Raw genomic sequence first — 22,337 nt, forward strand, 5'->3', positions numbered from 1 at the left:
ATAATTATTTCAATACTAATTATACAGTGGACACAATTTTATTTTAACTCCCAAAAAGGTTGTTCAATTTGGGGCAGGAAATATAGGCAGAAGCTTTTTAGGTCAACTTTACTATGAATCAGGATTTGAGGTAGTGTTTGTAGATATAAATCAAGTGATAGTTGATAACATAAACAAGTATAGGAAATATCCTATAAGAATTGTTGATAATGAAACATGCACAGAGATAGTAATCGAGAATATTCGAGCATTGAATGCAGATAATATAGAGGCTATTAGTAGAGAAATATGTGATGCTGCAATTCTATCAACTGCTGTAGGAATTAACAACTTAGAGAAAATTTCAAAAACTATTGCTTGTGGAATTATAAAGAGGTGGGAAGCAAATAATTTTGAGCCGATTAACATAATTGTATGTGAAAATCATATAGAAGCAGATAATTACTTAAGAAACTTTATTTTACATGAGCTATGTAGATTTGATAAACAAAAAAAGAATTGTTTGAGAGAACTATTGGTATCGTGAGAGCTGCAGTAGGAAGAATGGTACCAATTATATCGGCTGAAATGAAAGAGGAACATCCACTAAGAATATGGACTGAGCCATTTAAAGAACTTCCAATTGATAGAGATAGTATAAAAGGTGAAATACCTAAAATAGAAGGTATTATTCCGTTTTCACCTTTTGATTACCAAATAAAAAAGAAGATATTTCTTCATAATGCTGGACATGCTATACTTGCGTATTTAGGATATCTTAAAAAATACGTATATATTCATGAAAGTTGTGAGGATATAACGATAAATCAGATTTGTCAATTTGCTCTAAGGGAGGCAGCATTAGCATTAAATAAACATTTTAACGTATCTTTAGAAGACGTATTCGATTATATTGAGAAGTTAATGAAGCGTTTTAATAATAAGAAATTAAATGATACAGTTGTTCGAGTTGCACGAGAACCATTGAGAAAATTGGCATATAATGACAGATTAATTGGTGCTGCAAAATTTAGTTTAGAAGAGGGGTACTTACCCATTTATCTTTGCATAGGAATTGCGGCAGCTCTTAAATATGATGAACCTCATGATTTATCAGCTCAACAAATGAAAAGAATGATAACTCAAAATGGTATTGAATATGTTTTGAATGCTATATGTAAATTAAATCCTGGCGAGAAGATATGGAATCTAATCAAATTTTTGTATAACAATATTACGGAATTGATTAAGTAATATTAAATATTTAACAAAAGATACAAAATTTGTATTTAAATAAAAACCTCCTTCTTAGGCTCGACAAAAACTTTGAACCAAGAAGGAGGAAAAATTTTTTACCACAGCTTTTCAACATCCAAACTATTGCTATCAACAGGTATCATAAAAAAGCAAAATTCAAATTTGTCATCTTTAATTAAATACTTCTCAAGCGGGCCGGGGCCGCAGCTCTGGCTTCCGATACCACCTATTTTAAAGTCTACATTCACAACAATTCCATCTGCTTTTGTCAGCTCATATGTGTGTCTTGCTTTAGTTAACATTTCATCAGTATATTCTCTTGCACTGAAGTTAAATGTAGGGGTGCCTTTAATACAAAGTCCTATTCCATAGATGTTGTATACAAAAGCCCATCTAACATCACACCTGTTTCCATATTCCTGGGGCATTATATATGGAACATACATGTCTTTTATAGCCATGTCATATATTTCTACAGTTGCGCTTTGTTTTATATCAGGATAGTTTTCGTGAGGTCCCCTTCCGTAATATTTGACATATTCAAACTCTTTTGGCATCATAAACTGCAATCCTATCTTTGGAAGTGGCGGAAGCTGTCTTAAAGCCCACGCATACATATTTGTCTCTACAATTCCCGATTTGAAAACCTTGTAGCTTATAGTCACTTCAAATACAGGCTTTACTGAATATGCGCCATATACCGAAGTTGTCTCTGCTTTGAAGTACTCGCTGTGCTCTTCAAAGCTGACATTTACAATTCTTCTTTGAAGCTTGTCAAATCCAGCTTTTATCCATTTATTTTTGATGTGCACATCGTTGTCTGTTGGAGCCCTCCAAAGATTGAACCTTGGCGAGGATTTTATAAAATCAAGACCGTTGTGCATCAAGCTTATCAAATCACCTGACCATCTGCAAAACTCTACTAAAGTGCTGCCAGCAAAAACCTCAACTTTGTCAGGAGAATTTACTACTTCAAACCTGTTTTGCTTTGAGAAAATAATATTTACCTTCTCAATTTTTTGTACGGCATCTTGAGGAGTATCTTCTTTAAGTGCAATCTGAGATTTTGTTATAACAAAACCTCTTTTTGCCCAAAGCAGTGAATTTTTAAGCTTTACTGTGAAGGTAATAAAAAGCTCTTCCTTGCAGCTTTCTAAAACTTCTTTGACCTCATCGATTTTGACCTCTTTTGAAGAGCGGGGAAGAACATTGCTCACATCAACAAAGCCCTCTTTTACAACCCTACCGTTTGACAGCAATTCCCATTCAACCTCAACATGGTTTAAAGAGATAAAATCATATCTATTTGTAACTTTAAAAGTTCCTTCTTGTTTGTTTAAAAGTTCAATTACAACTGGCTCATAAACTTTCTTGAGCTCGAACATAGCTGGAGATAGAGTTCTGTCAGGGAAAAGAAGTCCGTCTATACAGAAGTTACCGTCGTTTGGCTCATCTCCAAAATCCCCACCATAAGCATAATATTCTTTCCCATCAGGTGTCTTTGTCAAAATTCCGTGGTCTGCCCACTCCCACACACATCCACCTAAAAGCCTTGGGTATTTGTATATCACGTCCCAGTACTCTTTGAGGTTTCCAGGACCGTTGCCCATCGCATGTGCATACTCGCACATGAAAAATGGTCTTTTCTCTTGTTTTTTACCTTCTTCTTCAAGTTTTTCTACTGGTGGATACATTACACTTACAATATCCACAACCTCAGCATCACGGGCACTTTCATAATGAATAGGACGGCTATTATCATATGACCTTATCCACTGTGCCATTTTATCATGATTTGGGCCGTAGCCAGATTCATTTCCAAGCGACCAGATAATGATTGATGGATGATTTTTGTCTCTCTTTACCATCATCTTTGCTCTTTCAACAAACGCATCTTCCCAAGCAGGGTCTTTTGCCAGAAGTCCCCAGTCACCAACTGCTCCAAATCCGTGGGTTTCCAGGTCAGCTTCATCAATCACATAAATACCAAATCTGTCGCATAGCTCTAAAAAATAAGGGTGATTGGGATAGTGTGAGGTTCTTACACAGTTTATATTGTGCTGTTTCATCAAAGTTATATCCTCTTGCATCATCTTTCTTGTCACTGCAAATCCTACTCTTGGATGCATGTCATGTCTGTTGACACCTTTTAACTTTATAGGTACGTTGTTTAGATAAAATACTCCGTCCTTTATTTCTATCTTCCTAAAACCAAAGTTCTGAGGGATAATTTCTAAAATGTTTCCATCTATATCTTTTAAGATTGCAAGAAATGTGTAGAGGTTGGGTAGCTCTGCGCTCCACAGTCTTGGACTTTCAATTTGAAATTCAAAAGCTACAGAAGTCTGAATATTTGCAGAAAGTCCCAGAGATTTGTTTGAGCTTTTGATTAAAGTTTTATCAAAGAAGACCTGCACTTCTATGCTAAATTCTTTTTGGTCGTTGCTTCTGTTTTCAATTTCAATCTCAGCAGTCAAGTATCCTTCTTTGAGATCATCACTCAAGACTGGTTTTAAATACACATCTCTTACAAACACCTTTGGTCGAAATAGCAGATACACATCTCTGAATATTCCGCTCATTCGCCACTTGTCCTGGTCTTCCAAGTAAGTTCCATCTGAATATTTTAGAACAACAACTGTGATGGTGTTGCTTCCCTCTTGTACAAATCTTGTTATGTCAAACTCATGCATCATGTGAGAGACCTTTGAAAAACCAACAAATTTACCGTTAATATATACATAAAATGCTGAGTCTACCCCTTCAAATACAACAAATACTTCTTTGTCTAAGTCTTCTTGAAAAATATAAAATTCTCTTTTGTAGACACCTGTTGGGTTTATATCTGGCACAAACGGTGGGTCGACAGGGATTGGGTATCGGGTATTTGTGTAGATTGGTATGTCTTGACCAAACATCTGAAAGTTACTGGGAACAATAATCTGGTCAAAATTACAATTCTCTGGCTTTGCAAGTATTATATCATCTGTCACCATGCAAGGCATATCAAAAAGTTTAAAATACCACTTTCCATTCATTAGCCTAAAAAGATTTGAAAGCTCCCATTCGTTTTCAAGAGCTTTTTGAGGATTGTCAAAAGGTATAAAAGAACTTCTTGGCTCTTCCATATTTATGTGCTGAATTTTGGGATTTTGATAGTAATTTTTGTCAAGCATTAATTTCACCTCACATTTTTAAAATAACTATCGTTTTTATATACATTATTCATTTTAATTTATCAACAGGTGCACATACAATATCAAAAAACTAAAAATAATATAAAGATATTAAGCTAAACCACATGACAAAATATAAGGAGCTGCCAACTTATTTCTGTGACAGCTCCCATTTTTGAACTTTTAATTTTCTGGAGGTTTGTACTTGCCTGCAACTAAGTCTTCTAAGTCTTTTAGCACCTTTTGAACTTGCTCTTTTGCAATCACAAAATCAGACTTTCCATTTCGAACAACCATGTAAAAATCGTCGTTGTAAGGTATATACTGCATCACATCAACCTTTTTGTTTACAAGATAGAACTTCATGGTAACCTCAGGTGTGCCTGTCGGTTTTTTGTCATTTTCACCATCAATCAAAAGACCAATGATTTCCTGATAGAATTTTTTGAATGTATCTTCATCAATCTTTCGACCGTCAGCTTGGAAGTTATATTTGTACTCATCAGATTCTTCTTCGCTTGTTGCTTTTTTGATAAGCTTTTTGTCAAGAATCAATGTATGTTTTTTATTTTGTGTAAAAATTTCTATTTTGTCAACGTAATCAATATTCACAATGTAAGCAAATTTTTCTATAAGGTCAAATGGTTTTATAGTATTCATAAAATCTATCTTATAAGTTGACATTGTAAAAACAATCTTAGAATTTGCCATTTTACAATAAACAGTTGAATCACTTGCATTATTGCCAACAAAAAGATGTAATGTGTTTTTATTGTCTTTTACTATTAGTTCAATTTTTGGCAATGTAAGACCATATTTTGGATTGTATACATCTTCACCAACAATGTCTTCTGGGCTAAAGTTTGGTACATTTTCAATAAACTCAGAAAATTTATCACTTGAAACACCGATCGGCTGGCTATATGGTTTGACTAAGTTCCAAAGTCTTACATAATACTTCCATTCATTGTCTTCTTTATTTTTCTCATCAACTTTTTTAATCTCAATAGTAGGTTGACCTTTTCTTACAAGTTTTACATATGTTATATTTTGAGTATCTATTTCAGGTATCTTTACACTTAATAATTTTTGAGGTTTTATAGTGAAGTTTTCTGCATGGTTTGTCCACACGACATAAACTTTTGGGTCACCTTTTTTCATCAAATAATAAGTGGAGGTTATTGGCGTTTCAGACCCAAGATAAAATGTGACTTTTTTCCCGTCGCTGAAAGTTGCTTCAACAATTGATTTTGGATTGTCAAGCCCGTATTTTTTAAGGTCTTTTGGGTTTGAATCAGCAATCTTTTCGGCGCTCATCTGGGCACACGAAAATGCTATGTCGTCTATTTTATCTTGGTCAAAATAAAGTGGATTATTAATTCCATTTACTATCCATTTATCTTTTACTTTTTCAAGCACAAGATGAACATCGTCGTGTTTTATATCTATTTTCATAAGTTTACTTCTATCAAAGTTAGTCACTGTAATTGTTTGAGATGACTTTTTCTCCTCAGCCTCTTGTTTCTTTTTATTCATGTAACTAACATAAAAGTATGCGCCGATTACCAAAACTAAAACCAAAAGTACAGAGATAATTGTAAAAAGTCTGTTTTTCTTCTTTCTCATAGATGTCTCCTCCTAAGCCAAATAGTCAAGCCAAGGATAAGTATCAAAACAGGTATTCCCACAACAGTTATTGCAGCCCAAATCATAGCTTGGCTTGTGCTAAGATTAAGTCTGAATGTTGTCAAGTCTTTTGGCTGGATTTGTAGAGTATCTTTCTTATCCTGCAACCAGTTTAATGCATTTACAACAAAGTTAAGGTTTCCAGGAACGTTTTTGGAAAATTGCGAATTTGCAAATGTTGCACTTCCTACTATAACCACTTTTGCGTCGCGTGGTCTTAACTTTGCATTTAAGCTGTCGGCTTTGTCTGTTATTGCAACAGCAAGTGTAAATGGTCCTGATATATCACCTTTTTCTTTTGAAAGTGATGTAGAATTTAAATCTTTTCTTAGCCATGAATTAGAAGTTGTTGTTAGAAGTTTTTCAATTGTTATAGTTCTCTTTTTAAACTTTGTTTCAACAACAGGCTGAGCACTTGGCAAAAGCATATACATGTTGTTTAGGTCTATTGGATTTGTAATATCATGAGACTCTAAATTTGGCAAAATCCAAACAGGGTTTCCTGCATTTTTTGTATTATCGCCTTCCATTACAATACCGTGTTCAAGTCGAACGCCCAAGCTTTCAAATATGCTATTGAAGTTTTTAAGTTCATCCTTTAACAAATCCATCAAAAACAAAACTCTTCCACCACTGTTTATATAGTCTTTTAGTTTTTTAAGCTCAATATCAGAAATATCTGTCTTTGGTGATATTACAACTACAGCTGATGCATCCTGTGGCACACTTTTTTCTGTAAGCAAGTTCAAATCTTTTATTTCAAAATTTGCAGCTTCTACCTCACTTGAAATTCCAAGACCTACAAAAGTATCTTCACCATGACCTTTCAGCTCATAGATTATAGGTGTTTTTTCAGATGTAACATAAAGTATAGCAGGTGTAAGTTTTTGTTCAATTGTCAGTCCTGTCACATTTGTATCTCCTGTTTGTTCGTTATAAGAGTAATCTACCATATCATATCTGTTTATAACTCTAAATTTATTTCCACTTTCAACTATTAAAGACCCTTCATCAATCCCTGAACCACTTGTGTCGTATTTTTTTACAAACCCTGGGTTTTTGTATGGGTCTATGTATTTTATTTTTACATGAGAGGACCTATCAGCATATTTTTGTATAAATTCTGAAATCACAGGGTTTTCATTACCTGCTGAGAACAAAGCATAAATTGTTACATCTTTTTTGAGATTTTTTAAAAGTTCAACAGTAGGTTTTGAGAGTGAATATAGTCTATTGTGGGTAAGATCAAACTTTGCAGGTATCTGACTTACTAAAAGGTTGAGGACAATGACAATAGCAATAACTGAAGCTGTCAACATTGCTGCATATCCACCAAACTTGAACTTCCTTGATTTAAATGAACCAAGGATATTTTTTATATCAAACTTCACCATTTCTTCCCCCTTTTATTTAGCTCCATCTTCTTTTTTCAAGAACTCTTATTGTTAGGAAGATAAACACAAATATAAATGATAGATAATAAACAATAGAAGATAAATCCAGAAGGCCGTTCGTAAATTTTTGGTATCTACTTAAGAGTGAGAACCATTTAAAGAATCTGACTATAGCATTATCGTAAAAATCTGGTTTTAATATATATACTGCAATAAATACACCAGCGCCAATTAATCCTGAAATTGCACTTATTATTATATTCCTCAGTGTCATATATAACCATCCAGCAATGAGCCCAACCAATATCAGGACAAATACAAAACCTGCAGTTCTATCTGTTGGAAGAGCTGATTCGAGCCAATCTATTACCCAAGTCAAGAGCAATGCCGCAAATGTTACCACAGCAGCAACAAACTGGTTTTCAGTAAGAGATGATATAAAAAGTCCAACCGAAATAAATGCGCAACCAAGCAAGAAAAATCCTATGTATGCTCCAACTGTTTCACCAAAAGGAACATCACCATAAAATGAAAGTATTACTGGATAAAGAATTGTAATGGCAATGGTCAAAACAAACACACCCACTGCTGCTAAATACTTCCCAAGAACAATCTCAGTAAGTTTAAGTGGAGATGTTAAAAGCAGCTGGTCAGTTTTTGTTCTTGCTTCTTCACTTAAAAGTCTCATTGTCAAAACTGGTACAACTACTAAGAATATGAATGTTATGTTACCAAGGACTGAGGTATAGTTTGGGCTTGCTGAAAATAGGTTTGATACTGCAAAGAAAAATCCCGAAATCAAAAGGAAAAATCCCATGAATATATAACCTGTTGGTGTTGAAAAGTATATCTTTAGCTCTTTTTTCAAAACTGCGCTCATACAGCTTCAGCCTCCTTTTCCTCGGTTGTAAGCTGCAGAAATATCTCCTCAAGCGTGAGGTCAACCGCTCTCATCATCAGAATAGGAAGTTTTGCCTCGCTCAATGCATAGAATATATCTGCCCTTATATCCATCTCATTTTCTGCTTCAACAATAATTTCAACAGTGTTTGGTTCTTTTGGGCCAATAAATTCTATATATTTTACACCTGGTATCTTTTCAAGTATTCCATAAACCTTTTGTCTTTGCCCTAAAACTCTCAATTGTAGTTTGCTTCCGTGAGTAAGCCTTTTTGACAGATTTTCCGGTGTGTCGCTGGCAACTATCTTTCCTTTGTTGATTATCAAAACTCTTTCACAAACAGCGCTGACCTCTGGCAGAATGTGAGAGCTTAAGATTATGGTATGCTCGCTTCGAAGATTCTTTATAACAGACCTAATCTCAATTATCTGCTTTGGGTCAAGCCCGATTGTTGGCTCGTCCAAAATCAGAACAGGTGGGTTTCCAATTAAAGCCTGGGCAAGTCCAACTCTTTGCTTATAACCTTTAGAAAGATTTTTAATGAGTCTGTTTCTCACGTGGGCGATGCCAACAGTTTCCATTATCTTATCTATGTTTCTTTTTTTCTCTTTTTTATCCACCTTTTTAATATCGCTCACAAAATCAAGATATTCTTGCACAGTCATATCCATATAAAGTGGTGGGTTTTCAGGAAGATATCCAATTCTTTTTTTCACTTCTTCAGGTTCTTCTAAGATATCAAATCCGTCAACGTAGGCTGTTCCTTCTGTGGGTGATAAATATCCGGTTATGATGTTCATGGTGGTAGACTTTCCAGCACCATTTGGTCCTAAAAAACCAACGATTTCCCCCTTTTGCACTTCAAATGAGATGTCGTGAATTGCATAGTGCTGGCCATACTTTTTGGTTAAATGATCAACCTTTATCAAAAATTATCCCTCCTCAAAAATCGATAAAGTTTTGTACACACTCAACTTTAATTATAGTATAAACTATATCACAATGTGTTAACAATTTGTTAAATAAAAAAATAGATAGAGCTGAAAATATTGCAAAGATGCAAATAAGAAAAGCTGCCACGTAGATTGGCAGCTTTTTGTATGTAAATGCTCTTTAATTCTTTAGACCCTTCAAAAAAGCTATATCTTGCATATTCTTGCCGCAGACAGACTCAATCACGACCATGTCTTTTTCAAGCCTTGTTATCTTCTCAGAGTTTTCTTCAGTCTTAACAAAAAGCAGCTGATGTTCTTCTTTATTTTTTGATATCTCAGAAGAAAGCAGACCTTCAATCCGTGCAAGCTGATGAGTAAAATTGTCATGTTCTGCCTTGTTTACCTGTGCTAAGTGCTCTAAGGCTTTTAGAATCTGAGTATTTTCTGCAACCTGAAGTTCTAACCTTTCAACTCTTGCCTCAAGTGCATCCATTCTTTTTTCAAGGCTTTCAACCCTTCTTTCGAGACTTTCAACTCTCCTTTCGAGACTCTCAACTCTCTTTTCGAGGCTTTCGAGCCTCTTTTCAAGCCTGTCAACCTTTTGGTCAAGCACAGTGACCTTTTCCAGTATTAATTCCAGTATTTCCCTATCACTCATTGTTTTTCTCCTCAAAGTTTTGCTTGTTTTTCTTAATTATAACACAAACATGGAATAAAAATCTATACAATTATATCCAGAAAACATAAGCTATAAATATAAGATACAGCACTCCACCAAACAAAAGCGCAAATGGATTGACATTCTTTCTAATTTTAACCCACAAAAGATTCAATACTGCTGACGAAAAAGCCAAAATTGCAGACACCATTGTAATTCCCTTTAAATTCCATGGCGTAAAAATTATGCCAAAAACAACAGGAACGGATGACTGGAATACCATAGCACCTGTTATGTTTCCGAGTGCAAGTGTGTCTTTTTTCTTGCCAATCCATATTACAGAATTCAGCTTTTCAGGAAGCTCTGTTGCAATTGGTGTGATGATGATTGAAAGAACAAGTGCTGAGATTCCAATCAAAGTGGCAACTTTCTGGACATATTCAACAAAAAGGTGTGCACCAAAGATTATTATAGCAAGTGATAAAATAAGCTGGACGCTTATCCAAAGAAGGTTGTTTGGGAGTTTTAAAAACCTTGTGAAATACAGATCTTCAAGCTCCTGAGTTTCTTCATTTTCTGACTCATCTGCAAGCGTTTTTTTAACGTAGACAATATAAGCAACAAATAAAATAATAGCAACTATTGTTCTAATTATCTTATGATTTTGTATAAACGTTGTGGCAACAGCAATACCATAGACAATCATAAAGTAGGTAAGGTCTCTTTCAAACACACTCAGGTCAACATTCATTTTTAGGGTTCTTTTTTTGAGCAATGTGTAAACTATAACTGCCAGCCCTGTGATAAAGAATGCAAGTGTTCCCAGCATAAAAGGTGCACCTGCAATCGCACCTATACCAACCTGATGTGAACTTTCGCCCTTTGCAAAAAGAATAGCAATAATGGGTATAATGGTTTCTGGTAGAGCTGTGCCAACTGCCGCTAAAATACTTCCAACAGCTCCATCTGCAAGATTGAGTTTTTTCCCAAACCATTCTACTGCATTTGTAAAAAAGGTACACCCCAAAAGTATAACAAATAGAGAAATAATAAGTTTTAAGACATATCCTGCTACCATTTTGTCATCCCTTTCTTTTGTTAATGTTTCTTAATAAGAATACTATTATCAAATAAAAAATGTCAAGCAAAGACCAGCATTTTGGCCCTTGCCTGACAATGTTATTGAAATTATTCTTTATGAAAGTGCCGTGTGAAATATTTTACAACCTCCACAATTGGAATAATAGAAATTGATGCAACAATTATAATCGCCCACTGTGAAAAGTTAAGATATGAGAGCTTAAACAGGTCTCTTAGCGGTGGAACTAATAGCACTATAACCTGAAGCAAAAATGAGGCTATAAATGCAAGATTTAAATATTTATTTGAAAACATTCCCATTTTGAATAGTGAATTGATGTTTGAGCGCACATTGTATGCATGTGTAAGTTGTATGAGGCTAAGCGTCATAAAAGTCATAGTGATGGCAGTTTTGTGGTCATATAATTTGTTCCCAATAAAGAATACCAGCAATGTTATCAAGCCTTTTAAAAAACCTTGATACAGAATTGAAAAGCCAAGCCCGCCTGCAAATATATTTTCTGAAGTTTTCTTTGGTTTCCTCTTCATTACATCACTTTCCGCCTTTTCCATACCAAGTGCTAAAGCAGGGAAAGTGTCAGTCACAAGATTTACCCACAGGATATGAATTGGATACAATACTACCCAGTTTAAAAGTGTTGCAAAGAACAATGTTACAACCTCTCCGATATTTGAAGAAAGCAAAAACTGTATGGTTTTTCGTATATTGTCATAAATCTTTCTTCCTTCTTCAACAGCTGCAACAATTGTGGCAAAGTTATCATCTGCCAAAATAACATCAGATACGTTTTTGGTCACATCAGTTCCGGTTATTCCCATACCAATTCCAATGTCGGCAGCCTTCAGGGCAGGTGCGTCATTAACCCCATCACCTGTCATAGCAACTATTTTTCCTTGACTTTTCCATGCATCAACAATTCTTAATTTGTGTTCAGGAGAGACTCTCGCATATACTCTAACTTCTTTTACTCTTTCTTTTAGCTGCTGGTCATCTAATTTCTCAATTTCTGCACCTGTCAAAACTTGTGAAAGTTCATCTTTGCTTGTATCAATTATCTTTAATTCTTTTGCAATGGCTAAAGCTGTATCTTTGTGGTCTCCTGTTATCATCACAGGTGTGATTCCTGCTTGGTAGCAAATCTCAACTGCACCATAAGCTTCTTTTCTTGGTGGGTCAATCATTCCAACAAGTCCTATAAAGATGAGGTTATCTTCAATAGCATTTTTATCTTCTAACTCATTTTTATCAATTTCTTTGTAAGCAAAAGCTAATACTCGCAGGGCATTTGATGTCATTTCATTGTTTGCTTGCATAATTTTTTGGTACGTATTTTGGTCAAGCGGAAATATTTCATCATTTACCATTATAAACTTACACTTATTAATTATCACATCGACAGCACCTTTGGAAAATACCAGAAGTTTTTCATCATTTTTGACCTGGTGTACAGTTGTCATCATCTTTCTTACAGAGTCAAAAGGTATTTCGTACACTCTTTTAAAAACCTTTTCGATGGCGTTCTTGTTCAATCCCTTTTCATAAGCAAATTTTACCAAGGCAATTTCAGTAGGGTCACCTATAAACTGGGGTTGTTTGTCAACCAAATCAAGTTTAACATCATTACAAAGTGCCATTATTCTAAGAAGGGTTTTAGTTGCATTATCTTCATGTTCAAGATTTTCGCTCAAGGTATCATTACAATAGAGTTTTACAACATTCATCTTGTTTTGAGTAAGTGTACCTGTTTTGTCAGAACAAATAACTTCTACTCTTCCTAATGTTTCAATTGAAGACAGTCTTCTTATTATAGCATTTCGTTTTGCCATTCTTTGAACACCAATTGCCAAAACAATTGTGACAACAGCAGGAAGTCCTTCAGGGATTGCAGCAACAGCCAATGACACAGCTGTCAAAAACATTTCAAATACATCTCGCTTATAAAGCAATCCTGTCACAAACACAATAAATGCTATTGCCAAAATTCCAACTGTGAGATATTTCCCGATTTCTTCTAACTTCTCATGAAGAGGAGTTTTAGTATCAATTGCAGACTGTAAGTTAACAAAGTTTGCAATTTTGCCTATCTCTGTTTTCATACCTGTTGAAACAACTACACCTTTTGCTCGACCATATGTTACAATTGTTCCCATGAAAGCCATATTGGTTCTTTCTGCAAGAGGTGTTGACTTATCAAGAACGTCATTTGCATCTTTTTCAACAGGGACAGATTCTCCAGTTAAAGCTGACTCATCAATTTTAAGATTGAAGCTTTCAATAAGCCTCAAGTCAGCTGGAACAATATCCCCTGCTTCAATCTCAATTACATCACCAACCACTATTTCATCAGTTTTAATCTGTATCAGGTGTCCATCTCTATAAACCTTTGCATAGGGCATATTAAGTTTTTTGAGAGCATCAATTGCTTTTTCAGCTTTTAGTTCTTGGGCAACTCCAAAGACAGCGTTGATGAGCAAAACTGCCAAGATGATTACGGCATCTGCTGCTTCGCCAAGAAGAATTGAGATTATAGCTGCAGCAAACAGTACAAGCACCATTATATTCTTGAATTGTTCCAGGAAAAGAGCAAATATGGATTTCTTTTTTCCTTCTTCGATTATATTTTTTCCATATGCTTTAAGTCTTTCTTCTGCCTCTTGATAGGAAAGTCCGTTTAAACTGGTTTTAAGATTCTCCAAAATGGTCTTAATAGTTTTAGAGTGAAAATCAGAAAAATTTTGATTCAAACTCAAATCCCTCCTTCTTCAAAAGTGTTTTTGCAATGTTTTTAAAATTGCTAACAAAACTATTATGGGTTTTGCAAAATCTTTTTAAAGACAAATAAAAAAGACTTTTAACATGTGACGGTAAATCACATGTTAAAAGTCTCGCACACCCTATTATGGGCCCTCATCCCCAGAGAAAGGTCTTTTAAAATACCTTTCTCGCGAATGTTGAGGACAAGGCTTTTGGTGCTACTCCCTTTTAACAAAGAGCAGAACCTATTTTTGTTTTTCGCTAAGGAGACTGTTTATTATTTTACCGTAAAACCAAACTCTTTTCAATACCTTATTTATAACTCATACTGATGCCCTTTTCGCTTTTTACCCATCAGTGGTCCTTCCAGCCAAAACATAGTTGTGTCTTCTAATGCCTCAACCACTTCATGGAAATCCCCCATCCTTGTCCAGAGCATATCACCTTTTTCAAGTATGTATTCCTTGTCTTCTGAAATCACTTTTAATTTACCTTCTAGCACAAAATAGTACTCATCACAGTCGTGAGCATGTTTTTCAACAATGTTTTTTTGCCCTTTTTTGTAATAGGCTATACCCCATGAAGAAAATCCCGGGTCACCAAACATGACAGGTTCTTCTCTAATATTTCGCTTTGGCATTTTTACACCTCAATAAATTCATTTTTTCCTGCTTTCATGTTATACTTATATTCTAACCCGTGTTCATTGCAATTTGAAGATACATTCAAATTTTTTATCTTTTATTTTCCTGCAAGAGTTTACAAGCTTCACATCAAAATTGCAAGTTTTTCGTTTTGAACTTGCAGCTTACAAAAAATTATCCTCAATTTATTATTGATTGTTTAACAATTTACTGCTATAATTAAACTTAACCCATTGTATACATGTATGAATGTTGTTTTTTGTATGCAAAAGATGTAATTTTTTTAGAAGTAATAAACTCAATAGTGAATAATTATCAATTTATATACACAGGAGGTATAAAAATTGTTAAGGGAAGGGCAAGTTAGAATTCCGTCTGGTTGTGCTATTTCGGGGTTTATTAACAAAAAAGGTGTGAGGATTTCCGGTACAGACATCATCAATTCCATTGCTATCATGAAAGAAAGAGGAAATGGACTTGGTGGTGGTTTTGCAGCGTATGGAATCTATCCTGACAGAAAAGATTGGTATGCTTTTCACCTATTTTTTGATGATATAAAAGCAAAAGAGGATACAGAGCACTTTTTAAACCAGAACTTTGAGATATTGGAAAGCGAAGTAATTCCAACAAGAAAGGTTTCAAGCATTCAAAACGCTCCTATTGTCTGGAGATATTTTGTAAAGCCACTTGAAAAAAAACTCAGAGATACAGAAAAAACAGAAGAGGACTTTGTCGTTGACAGTGTTATGTTTATAAATAGCCAAATTAAAGGTGCGTATGTATTTTCAAGTGGTAAAAACATGGGCGCGTTCAAAGGAGTTGGATATCCAGAGGACATAGGCGAGTTTTTCAGGATTGATGAATATAAAGCGTATATCTGGACAGCGCATTCAAGATTCCCAACAAACACGCCGGGCTGGTGGGGCGGAGCTCACCCCTTTACTTTGCTTGACTGGTCAATTGTCCACAATGGCGAGATTTCATCATATGGAACTAATTATAGATACTTAGAGATGTTCGGATACAAATGTACACTCAGAACTGACACTGAGGTCATGGCATACCTTTTTGACCTTCTTTTGAGAAGGCACAAGCTTTCTGTTGAGATTACAGCAAAAGCCCTGGCAGCTCCGTTTTGGAGTGTGATTGACAGACAGAACGAACAAGAAAGAGAAAAGCTCAGAGCAATAAGAGCAGTGTATGCGTCTTGTTTAGTAAATGGTCCGTTTTCGATAATCTTGGGATTTTCAAATGGGATACTAGCGCTTAACGATAGAATAAAACTGCGACCGCTTGTTGCTGCGCAAAAAGGTGATTTTGTATATGTTGCATCAGAAGAGGCAGCAATAAGAGAGATCTGCAAAGACCCAGAAAAGGTTTGGATGCCCAAAGGCGGAGAGCCTGTATACGTTACTTTGGACGAAGGGGTGGTAGTATGATTTCACTATATGAGAATGAGTTTGAGGTTGTAAGGGACGAAACAAAGTGCATCAGGTGTAAAGTGTGTGTTCGCCAGTGTGCAAATGAGGTTCATGAATATGATGAAGAGGAAGATAGAGTAGTTGCAGATTCATCAAAATGTGTTGCATGTCACAGATGTGTTGTTATGTGTCCAACAAAGGCGCTTACCATCAAAAAGACAGAAAGTGCATTCAAAGAAAATGCTAACTGGACTCCAGCTTATATAAACGAAATATATAAACAGGCAGAGACAGGTGGAATACTTTTAACTGGCATGGGAAATGATAAACCAATACCGATTTACTGGGATAGGCTTTTAATAAATGCAAGCCAAGTTACAAATCCGTCAATTGACCCGTTGAGAGAGCCTATGGAACTGAAAACCTTTATTGGCAGAAAACCTGACAAGCTTGAGTTTGACGAAAGCGGAAATCTGAAAACAAAGCTTCCGCCACAGCTTGAATTAGAGGTACCTATTATGTTCTCTGCAATGTCGTTTGGTTCTATTTCACTAAACGCTTGCGAGTCTTTGGCAGCAGCAGCTGTTGAAGTAGGAACATATTGGAACACAGGCGAAGGAGGACTTCATCAAAAGCTTTACAAATACAAAGAAAGAGCAATTGTTCAGTGTGCATCAGGAAGATTTGGTGTTGATGTTGACTATTTGAACGCAGGTGCGGCAATTGAGATAAAGATTGGTCAGGGTGCAAAACCGGGAATTGGTGGGCATTTGCCTGGTGAAAAGGTTGGTGAAGAAGTATCAAGAACAAGAATGATTCCAATTGGTTCTGATGCTATTTCACCAGCTCCGCACCATGATATTTACTCAATTGAAGATTTGCGTCAGCTAATCTTTGCTTTAAAAGAAGCAACAAACTATACAAAACCTGTTGGTGTAAAAATTGCAGCTGTTCACAACGTTGCGGCAATTGCCTCTGGTATTGCAAGAGCAGGTGCTGACTTTATCACAATCGATGGTGTGAGAGGTGGCACAGGCGCAGCACCGCTCAGAATCAGAGACAATGTTGGTATACCTATTGAATTAGCGCTTGCAGCGGTTGATTCAAGGCTCAGAGAAGAAGGAATTAGAAACCAGGTATCAATCATTGTTGCAGGTTCAATTAGAAACAGTGCAGATGTTGTGAAGGCTATAGCACTTGGTGCTGATGCAGTCTACATTGGAACAGCAGCGCTAATTTCACTTGGATGCCATGTTTGCCAGAAGTGTCACACAGGTAAATGCAACTGGGGTATTGCAACACAGGATCCTGTTTTGGTAAAAAGACTCAATCCTGAGATTGGGGCAAGAAGAGCAGCAAACCTTTTGAAGGCGTGGAGCCATGAGATAAAAGAGATGTTGGGTCTTATGGGAATAAATGCGTTGGAGAGTTTGAGAGGCAATAGACTTATGCTCAGAGCAGTTGGACTTACAGAGAAAGAGATGGAGATTCTAGGTGTCAAGCATGCAGGAGAGGGGGTATAAGCTTTGGCAAAAAAGATTTTCCCGAAAGAAGATGTGTGTGTTGGGTGCCACCTGTGCGAGGTTTACTGTGTGTATGCTCACTCTAAATACAAAAAACCAAATGCGAAGGCTCATGAGCTTGTAAAGCTTTATATAAAACATAAAGATTCAAAACCAACACCGAGAATTTTGGTTGAAGAAAAAAGCGGAACGTGGACTACATTTGCGCTTCAGTGCAGGCACTGCGATGATGCTCCATGTACAAAGGCGTGTATAACAGGTGCAATGAAGAGGCTTGAAGATGGAAGAATAGTGTGTGATGAGGAAAAATGTGTTGGGTGCTGGTCGTGTATAATGGCATGCCCGCATGGTGCTGTCAGGCGCGGTGAGAACAAAAAAGCAGCGTCTAAATGTGATTTGTGTTTAGATCTGGGCGAGCCTGCGTGCGTTAAAAACTGTCCAAACGAGGCCCTTGAAATCAAAGAGGTCTAAAAAAAGGGGGAAGAGCTTATCAATGAAGTATGTTATAATAGGCAACTCTGTTGCTGCATGTGGATGTATTGAAGCGATAAGAAAGGTTGACACGCAAAACCCTATTGTTGTTATATCAGATGAAAAGTACAGGGTGTATTCAAGACCACTCATTTCTTACTACCTTGGTGGGAAAGTTGATGAGAGCAAAATGTATATCAGAGATGAGGACTACTATGAGAAAAACATGGTAGAAACAAAGCTTGGCAAAAAAGCAGTAGCAGTTGATTTCAAGAACAAAGAAGTTATACTTGACGATGGTGAAAAGGTAAAATACGATAAACTCTTGATTGCAACGGGTGGAAAACCTTTCATTCCGCCAACGAAAGGGTCTGAATCCAAAAATGTGTTTACATTTATAAAGTTTGATGATGTAAAGGCGATAGATGAAGCTATCAAAAATGGTGCAAAAAAGGCAGTAGTCATTGGTGCGGGACTCAGCGGTCTCAAAGCCGCAGAAGCACTTATCAAAAGAGGCTTAGATGTAACTGTTGTTGAGCTTGCAAACAGGATTTTAGGTTCTATACTGGATTTGGAAGCGTCAAGGATAGTCCAGGACGAGCTTGAAAAGCATGGTATAGTTTTTAAGCTTGAAACATCTGTTGATGAGATAATAGGCGATGGCAAGGTTGAAAGAGTAAAGCTCAAAAATGGTGAAGTTTTAGATGCCGACATAGTTGTGTTTGCGATAGGTGTTGTACCAAACATCGACTTTTTGAAAGGGACAGAGCTTAAAATCAACCGCGGAATTGTGGTTGATAACAGGATGCAGACAAACATAGAGGATGTGTATGCTGCAGGTGACTGTGCAGAAGGGTATGACTTTGTATTTGAACAGCAAAGGGTAATTCCAATCTGGCCAAATGCTTATAATCAAGGTGAGACAGCAGGGTACAATATGGCAGGGGTTCAAAAGACATTTGACAGAGGATTTCCAATGAACTCAATAGGATTTTTTGATGTTCACATGATAACAGCAGGGATTGTTGTGCCAAACTCTGATGATATAGAAGTTTTGGTAAAACATGATAAGGAAAAAAATACTTACAGAAAGATATATCTTAAAAATGGCAGAGTTGTTGGTTTTATGTTTATAAACTCAATTGACAGAGCTGGTATGATAACTAATATGATAAAAGAAGGCTTTAACGTTGAGAGTATAAAACACAGGCTTCTTGACGAGGACTTTGGATATTTAGATTTGCCAAAGGAAATAAGGCAAGAGAAGATTTTAGGGGGTGCAAAAGCATAAAATGAGTCTTCATAAGCTTACCATAGATGCAAAAGGTATACATTACAAAGAATTGAATGAGATGATAGAAAACGCTTTGAATGAAGGATATAAAGAGATAGATTTGATAAACGTAAACGGCCAGCGCTATATTGGCGATGGTTTAACATTTCCGGACAGAAAACTTAACATCTATGGCACCCCTGGAAATGATATGGCAGCTTTTATGAACGGACTTACAATAGAGGTGTTTGCAAACGGTCAGGATGGTATAGGGAACACCATGAATGCAGGCAAAATAATAGTTCATGGTTCTGCAGGGGATATTATAGGCTATGGAATGCGCGGCGGCGAGATTTTCATAAAAGGTGACGTTGGTTACAGAGTAGGAATTCACATGAAAGAATATCAAGACAAGATTCCTGTACTGGTGGTTGGCGGGAAAGCAGGAGATTTTCTTGGCGAGTACATGGCAGGTGGAAGGATAATTGTGCTGGGTCTTACATTAAAAGATGGTGAGCCTATAACAGGGCTTTACTGTGGCACAGGTATGCATGGTGGCATTATGTATCTTCGCGGTCAGCTGCAGCCATACCAGCTTGGGAAAGAGGTTAAAGTTGTTGATATGGAAGAAGAAGATTACAAGTTTATTTACAAATATGTTACAGAGTTTGTAAAGCTTTTTGGATATAGCAAAGAGTATATAATGTCAAAGCCGTTTTACAAGTTAATTCCTTACAACAAACGCCCATATGGGAAACTGTATGCTTATTAACAGCCTAGATTTCAATATCTGGCCAATGGCAAAAAATTTTGCCATTGGCCGTTTTGTAAATTTTCAAGAAGTTTTACAAACAAGGGGGTTTTGCGATGGACTCTATTGATTTAATTGCCCTGGAGATGATAAAATATTTCAAAAATGATGTGAGAAGAATAAACCATGCACTCAAAGTATTTTCATTTGCGAGACTGATTGGAAAGGCGGAAGGTTTGGACGGCAAAAAACAGTATATTTTAGAAGCTGCAGCGCTTTTGCATGATATTGGGATTAAGGTGTGTGAACAGAAATATAACCAGGTAGCAGGTCATCTGCAGGAGATTGAAGGGCCAGGGGTTGCAAAAGAAATTTTGCTACCTATGAATATTGAAAAAGATATACTTGAGAGGATACTTTTTCTTATCGGCAACCATCATTCATATTCAAAGATAGATGACATTGATTTTCAAATCCTTGTTGAAGCAGATTTTATTGTAAATATATATGAAGACGCTATGGAGTGCGAAACAATAAAAAGCATAAAGAACAAATACTTCAAAACAAAAATGGGACTCTTCCTACTTGAAAAGATGTTTGAAGTATGAGGTAAAACTGGTAGGATGGCCGGCTGCAAATGAGATTTGTGCTGGTCTTGAGAATAAAATCTGTAGTATGGTAGAAAGGGGATTGATGGTAGTATGAATTTACTTTTAAGTGTTTTACCAATTTTACTTGTCTTGTTTCTTCTCATCTTTGCAAAGAAGACTGCAGACATTGCAGGGCTTGTCGGATGGGTGGCAACAGCTTTGATTGCTATTTTGTATTTTAAAACCTCATTTGATGTTGTGTTAAAATCATCCATAATGGGATTTTTAGCTGCCCTTCCTGTATCTTTAGTTGTTGTCACATCAATCCTGCAACTCAATGTCATGGAAGCCTCAGGTGCAATGAAAAGAATTATTGTATTTATAAAAGGTCTATCAAAGGATGACAAAGTGTTTCAGGCGCTTATTTTAAACGTAGGATTTGGGACCTTTTTGGCAGCAACCGGAGCGGTCCCTGTGACTGTGCTACCACCAATTTTGATTGGGCTTGGTTATTCGACCTTTGCTGCAATTGCCTTGTCTGCAGTCGGATTTGATGCGCTGTGTACATATGCTCTTCTTGGCACACCTTTGGTTGTATTTTCACAGATTGCAAATGTGGATTTGATAACAGCTGCAAGGTACTTTTTGCCGTTTGTTGGAGTTGTTTCATTTACAATATCTCTTGCAATGTTTTTTATAATTGGCAATAGCAAGTTTGTCAAAAGAGGGTTTGTGCCTGCCATAATTGTTGGGCTTACATCTTACGCAGCAGCAGAACTTGCAATTTTGGTAAAAGCACCAGTTATCACTGGCATCTTTGCAGGAATCCTAATAATGCTTGTTATGATGGTAATTCTCAAACTTCTTGGCAAAAGAGTATATGACTCAAGCCATTTTACAGAGGAAGATAGAAAAGTTGAAAAGACAATGGGGATAATAAAAGCAACATCTCCGTGGATACTGCTGGTTGTCTTTATTCTCATTACAAATCTCATTACTCCTATAAGAGAGTTTCTATATGACAAACTTTCAATGCCGGTTGAAGTTATGAAAGGACCAAAAATAAAGCCCATTTTCACAAGAGTAATCTGGCAGGCATACACATGGATATTAATCTCAACAGTTATTTCAATTTTTATCTTCAAGATGGATGGCAAGCAACTGAAGAGTGTATGGGAAAAGACAAAAACAAGAATTCCAAAACCTTTCTGGTCTTCAACTGTATTTTTCTTAATGGCTTATGTTATGATGTACTCAGGCTATCAGAAAACACCAAACGGTTATGAGCTTTTGCAAAGAGCGCACAACATGGTGTATGTACTTGCAGAATATTCAGCAAAAGGATTTAAAAACGCATATGCTTTTATTGCTCCATATCTGGGCATCTTGGGCGGTTTCATTACAGGTACTGAAACATCCACCGTTGCCATGTTTGCTAAGTATACCATTGAAACCTCAAACTTGCTTGGGCTGTCTCCACTTTTGATGGTTGCAGCTGTTGCGTTTGGTGGTGGGCTTGCCTCTGGGATATCACCGTCAAAGCTTCAGAATGCAGCTGCTGCAATTGATGCAATTGGGGAGGAGTCAAAGGTATTAAAAACAACGCTTGTGATTTCGCTTGTAATGGCGTTTATAGCAGGAGTCATTAGCTTTGTGCTCAGGAATTTTACAGTATAGTTATGTTAAAAATTTAAGATTAAATTTTGGTTATGCAACCTAAATTAAGGAGAAGTTGTAATGGGCTGTTTGCAAAAAGCAGGCAGCCTCTATTTTATAATAACTTTAATTTTTGTAACTTTTGCTGAGAAGATTTGAATAAACT

General features: G+C 36.3%; 18 protein-coding genes. 9 read left to right on the forward strand and 9 right to left on the reverse strand.

Features of this window, described 5'->3' with window-relative positions:
- The first annotated feature begins 40 nt into the window (after positions 1-40).
- Together CaldiYA01_RS00730 and CaldiYA01_RS00735 are read left to right on the forward strand one after the other, a co-directional pair.
- Positions 41-526, forward strand: a complete 486-nt coding sequence (locus CaldiYA01_RS00730) for a mannitol dehydrogenase family protein (RefSeq protein WP_207182692.1) — start codon at positions 41-43, stop codon at positions 524-526.
- Positions 523-1,233, forward strand: a complete 711-nt coding sequence (locus CaldiYA01_RS00735) for a mannitol dehydrogenase family protein (RefSeq protein ID WP_207180378.1) — start codon at positions 523-525, stop codon at positions 1,231-1,233. The genes CaldiYA01_RS00730 and CaldiYA01_RS00735 overlap by 4 nt, the downstream gene beginning before the upstream one ends.
- A gap of 98 nt (positions 1,234-1,331) precedes the next feature.
- Here CaldiYA01_RS00735 and CaldiYA01_RS00740 read toward each other — a convergent pair whose 3' ends face one another.
- The 9 genes from CaldiYA01_RS00740 to CaldiYA01_RS00780 form a co-directional block, all read right to left on the reverse strand.
- Positions 1,332-4,412, reverse strand: a complete 3,081-nt coding sequence (locus CaldiYA01_RS00740; RefSeq protein WP_207180379.1) for a glycoside hydrolase family 2 TIM barrel-domain containing protein — start codon at positions 4,410-4,412, stop codon at positions 1,332-1,334.
- 183 nt (positions 4,413-4,595) lie between these two features.
- Entirely contained in the window at positions 4,596-6,038 is a 1,443-nt protein-coding gene (locus CaldiYA01_RS00745) for a DUF4340 domain-containing protein (RefSeq protein ID WP_207180380.1), read from the reverse strand.
- Positions 6,035-7,492: a GldG family protein gene (locus tag CaldiYA01_RS00750; RefSeq protein WP_207180382.1), complete on the reverse strand. Its 1,458-nt coding sequence runs from the start codon at positions 7,490-7,492 to the stop codon at positions 6,035-6,037. The genes CaldiYA01_RS00745 and CaldiYA01_RS00750 overlap by 4 nt, the downstream gene beginning before the upstream one ends.
- Positions 7,493-7,508: 16 nt before the next feature.
- The gene (locus CaldiYA01_RS00755; RefSeq protein WP_207180384.1) at positions 7,509-8,372 is read right to left on the reverse strand and encodes an ABC transporter permease; all 864 of its coding nucleotides are present in this window, start codon (positions 8,370-8,372) and stop codon (positions 7,509-7,511) included.
- Positions 8,369-9,322 carry an ABC transporter ATP-binding protein gene (locus CaldiYA01_RS00760; protein ID WP_207180391.1) on the reverse strand — a complete coding sequence of 318 codons (954 nt, stop codon included), beginning with the start codon at positions 9,320-9,322 and terminating at the stop codon, positions 8,369-8,371. The genes CaldiYA01_RS00755 and CaldiYA01_RS00760 overlap by 4 nt, the downstream gene beginning before the upstream one ends.
- A 184-nt stretch (positions 9,323-9,506) precedes the next feature.
- Positions 9,507-9,986: a nucleopolyhedrovirus P10 family protein gene (locus CaldiYA01_RS00765; protein WP_207180393.1), complete on the reverse strand. Its 480-nt coding sequence runs from the start codon at positions 9,984-9,986 to the stop codon at positions 9,507-9,509.
- Positions 9,987-10,056: 70 nt separating this feature from the next.
- On the reverse strand, positions 10,057-11,064 hold the full coding sequence (locus CaldiYA01_RS00770; protein WP_207180395.1) for a sodium:calcium antiporter: 1,008 nt from the start codon (positions 11,062-11,064) through the stop codon (positions 10,057-10,059).
- A gap of 110 nt (positions 11,065-11,174) precedes the next feature.
- Positions 11,175-13,832 (reverse strand): calcium-translocating P-type ATPase, SERCA-type, encoded by a 2,658-nt coding sequence (locus tag CaldiYA01_RS00775; protein ID WP_207180397.1) that lies wholly within the window; start codon positions 13,830-13,832, stop codon positions 11,175-11,177.
- 326 nt (positions 13,833-14,158) lie between these two features.
- On the reverse strand, positions 14,159-14,482 hold the full coding sequence (locus CaldiYA01_RS00780) for a cupin domain-containing protein (RefSeq protein ID WP_207180399.1): 324 nt from the start codon (positions 14,480-14,482) through the stop codon (positions 14,159-14,161).
- Between the two features lie 348 nt (positions 14,483-14,830).
- Here CaldiYA01_RS00780 and CaldiYA01_RS00785 point away from each other — a divergent pair, with 348 nt between their 5' ends.
- The 7 genes from CaldiYA01_RS00785 (at position 14,831) to CaldiYA01_RS00815 (ending at position 22,192) form a co-directional block, all read left to right on the forward strand.
- Positions 14,831-15,925 (forward strand): class II glutamine amidotransferase, encoded by a 1,095-nt coding sequence (locus CaldiYA01_RS00785; RefSeq protein WP_207180401.1) that lies wholly within the window; start codon positions 14,831-14,833, stop codon positions 15,923-15,925.
- Complete coding sequence (locus CaldiYA01_RS00790; protein ID WP_207180403.1) at positions 15,922-17,430, forward strand: glutamate synthase-related protein; 1,509 nt, start codon at positions 15,922-15,924, stop codon at positions 17,428-17,430. The genes CaldiYA01_RS00785 and CaldiYA01_RS00790 overlap by 4 nt, the downstream gene beginning before the upstream one ends.
- A 3-nt stretch (positions 17,431-17,433) precedes the next feature.
- The gene (locus CaldiYA01_RS00795) at positions 17,434-17,901 is read left to right on the forward strand and encodes a 4Fe-4S dicluster domain-containing protein (protein ID WP_207180406.1); all 468 of its coding nucleotides are present in this window, start codon (positions 17,434-17,436) and stop codon (positions 17,899-17,901) included.
- A 22-nt stretch (positions 17,902-17,923) separates the two neighbouring features.
- Positions 17,924-19,192 (forward strand): NAD(P)/FAD-dependent oxidoreductase, encoded by a 1,269-nt coding sequence (locus CaldiYA01_RS00800; protein WP_207180408.1) that lies wholly within the window; start codon positions 17,924-17,926, stop codon positions 19,190-19,192.
- 1 nt (position 19,193) lies between these two features.
- Positions 19,194-19,946: a GltB/FmdC/FwdC-like GXGXG domain-containing protein gene (locus CaldiYA01_RS00805; RefSeq protein WP_207180409.1), complete on the forward strand. Its 753-nt coding sequence runs from the start codon at positions 19,194-19,196 to the stop codon at positions 19,944-19,946.
- A 95-nt stretch (positions 19,947-20,041) separates the two neighbouring features.
- Complete coding sequence (locus CaldiYA01_RS00810) at positions 20,042-20,533, forward strand: HD domain-containing protein (RefSeq protein WP_207180410.1); 492 nt, start codon at positions 20,042-20,044, stop codon at positions 20,531-20,533.
- 93 nt (positions 20,534-20,626) lie between these two features.
- On the forward strand, positions 20,627-22,192 hold the full coding sequence (locus CaldiYA01_RS00815) for an L-lactate permease (protein WP_207180411.1): 1,566 nt from the start codon (positions 20,627-20,629) through the stop codon (positions 22,190-22,192).
- Positions 22,193-22,337: the final 145 nt, after the last annotated feature.

It is taken from the genome of Caldicellulosiruptor diazotrophicus, assembly GCF_017347585.1.
Lineage (GTDB): Bacteria > Bacillota > Thermoanaerobacteria > Caldicellulosiruptorales > Caldicellulosiruptoraceae > Caldicellulosiruptor > Caldicellulosiruptor diazotrophicus.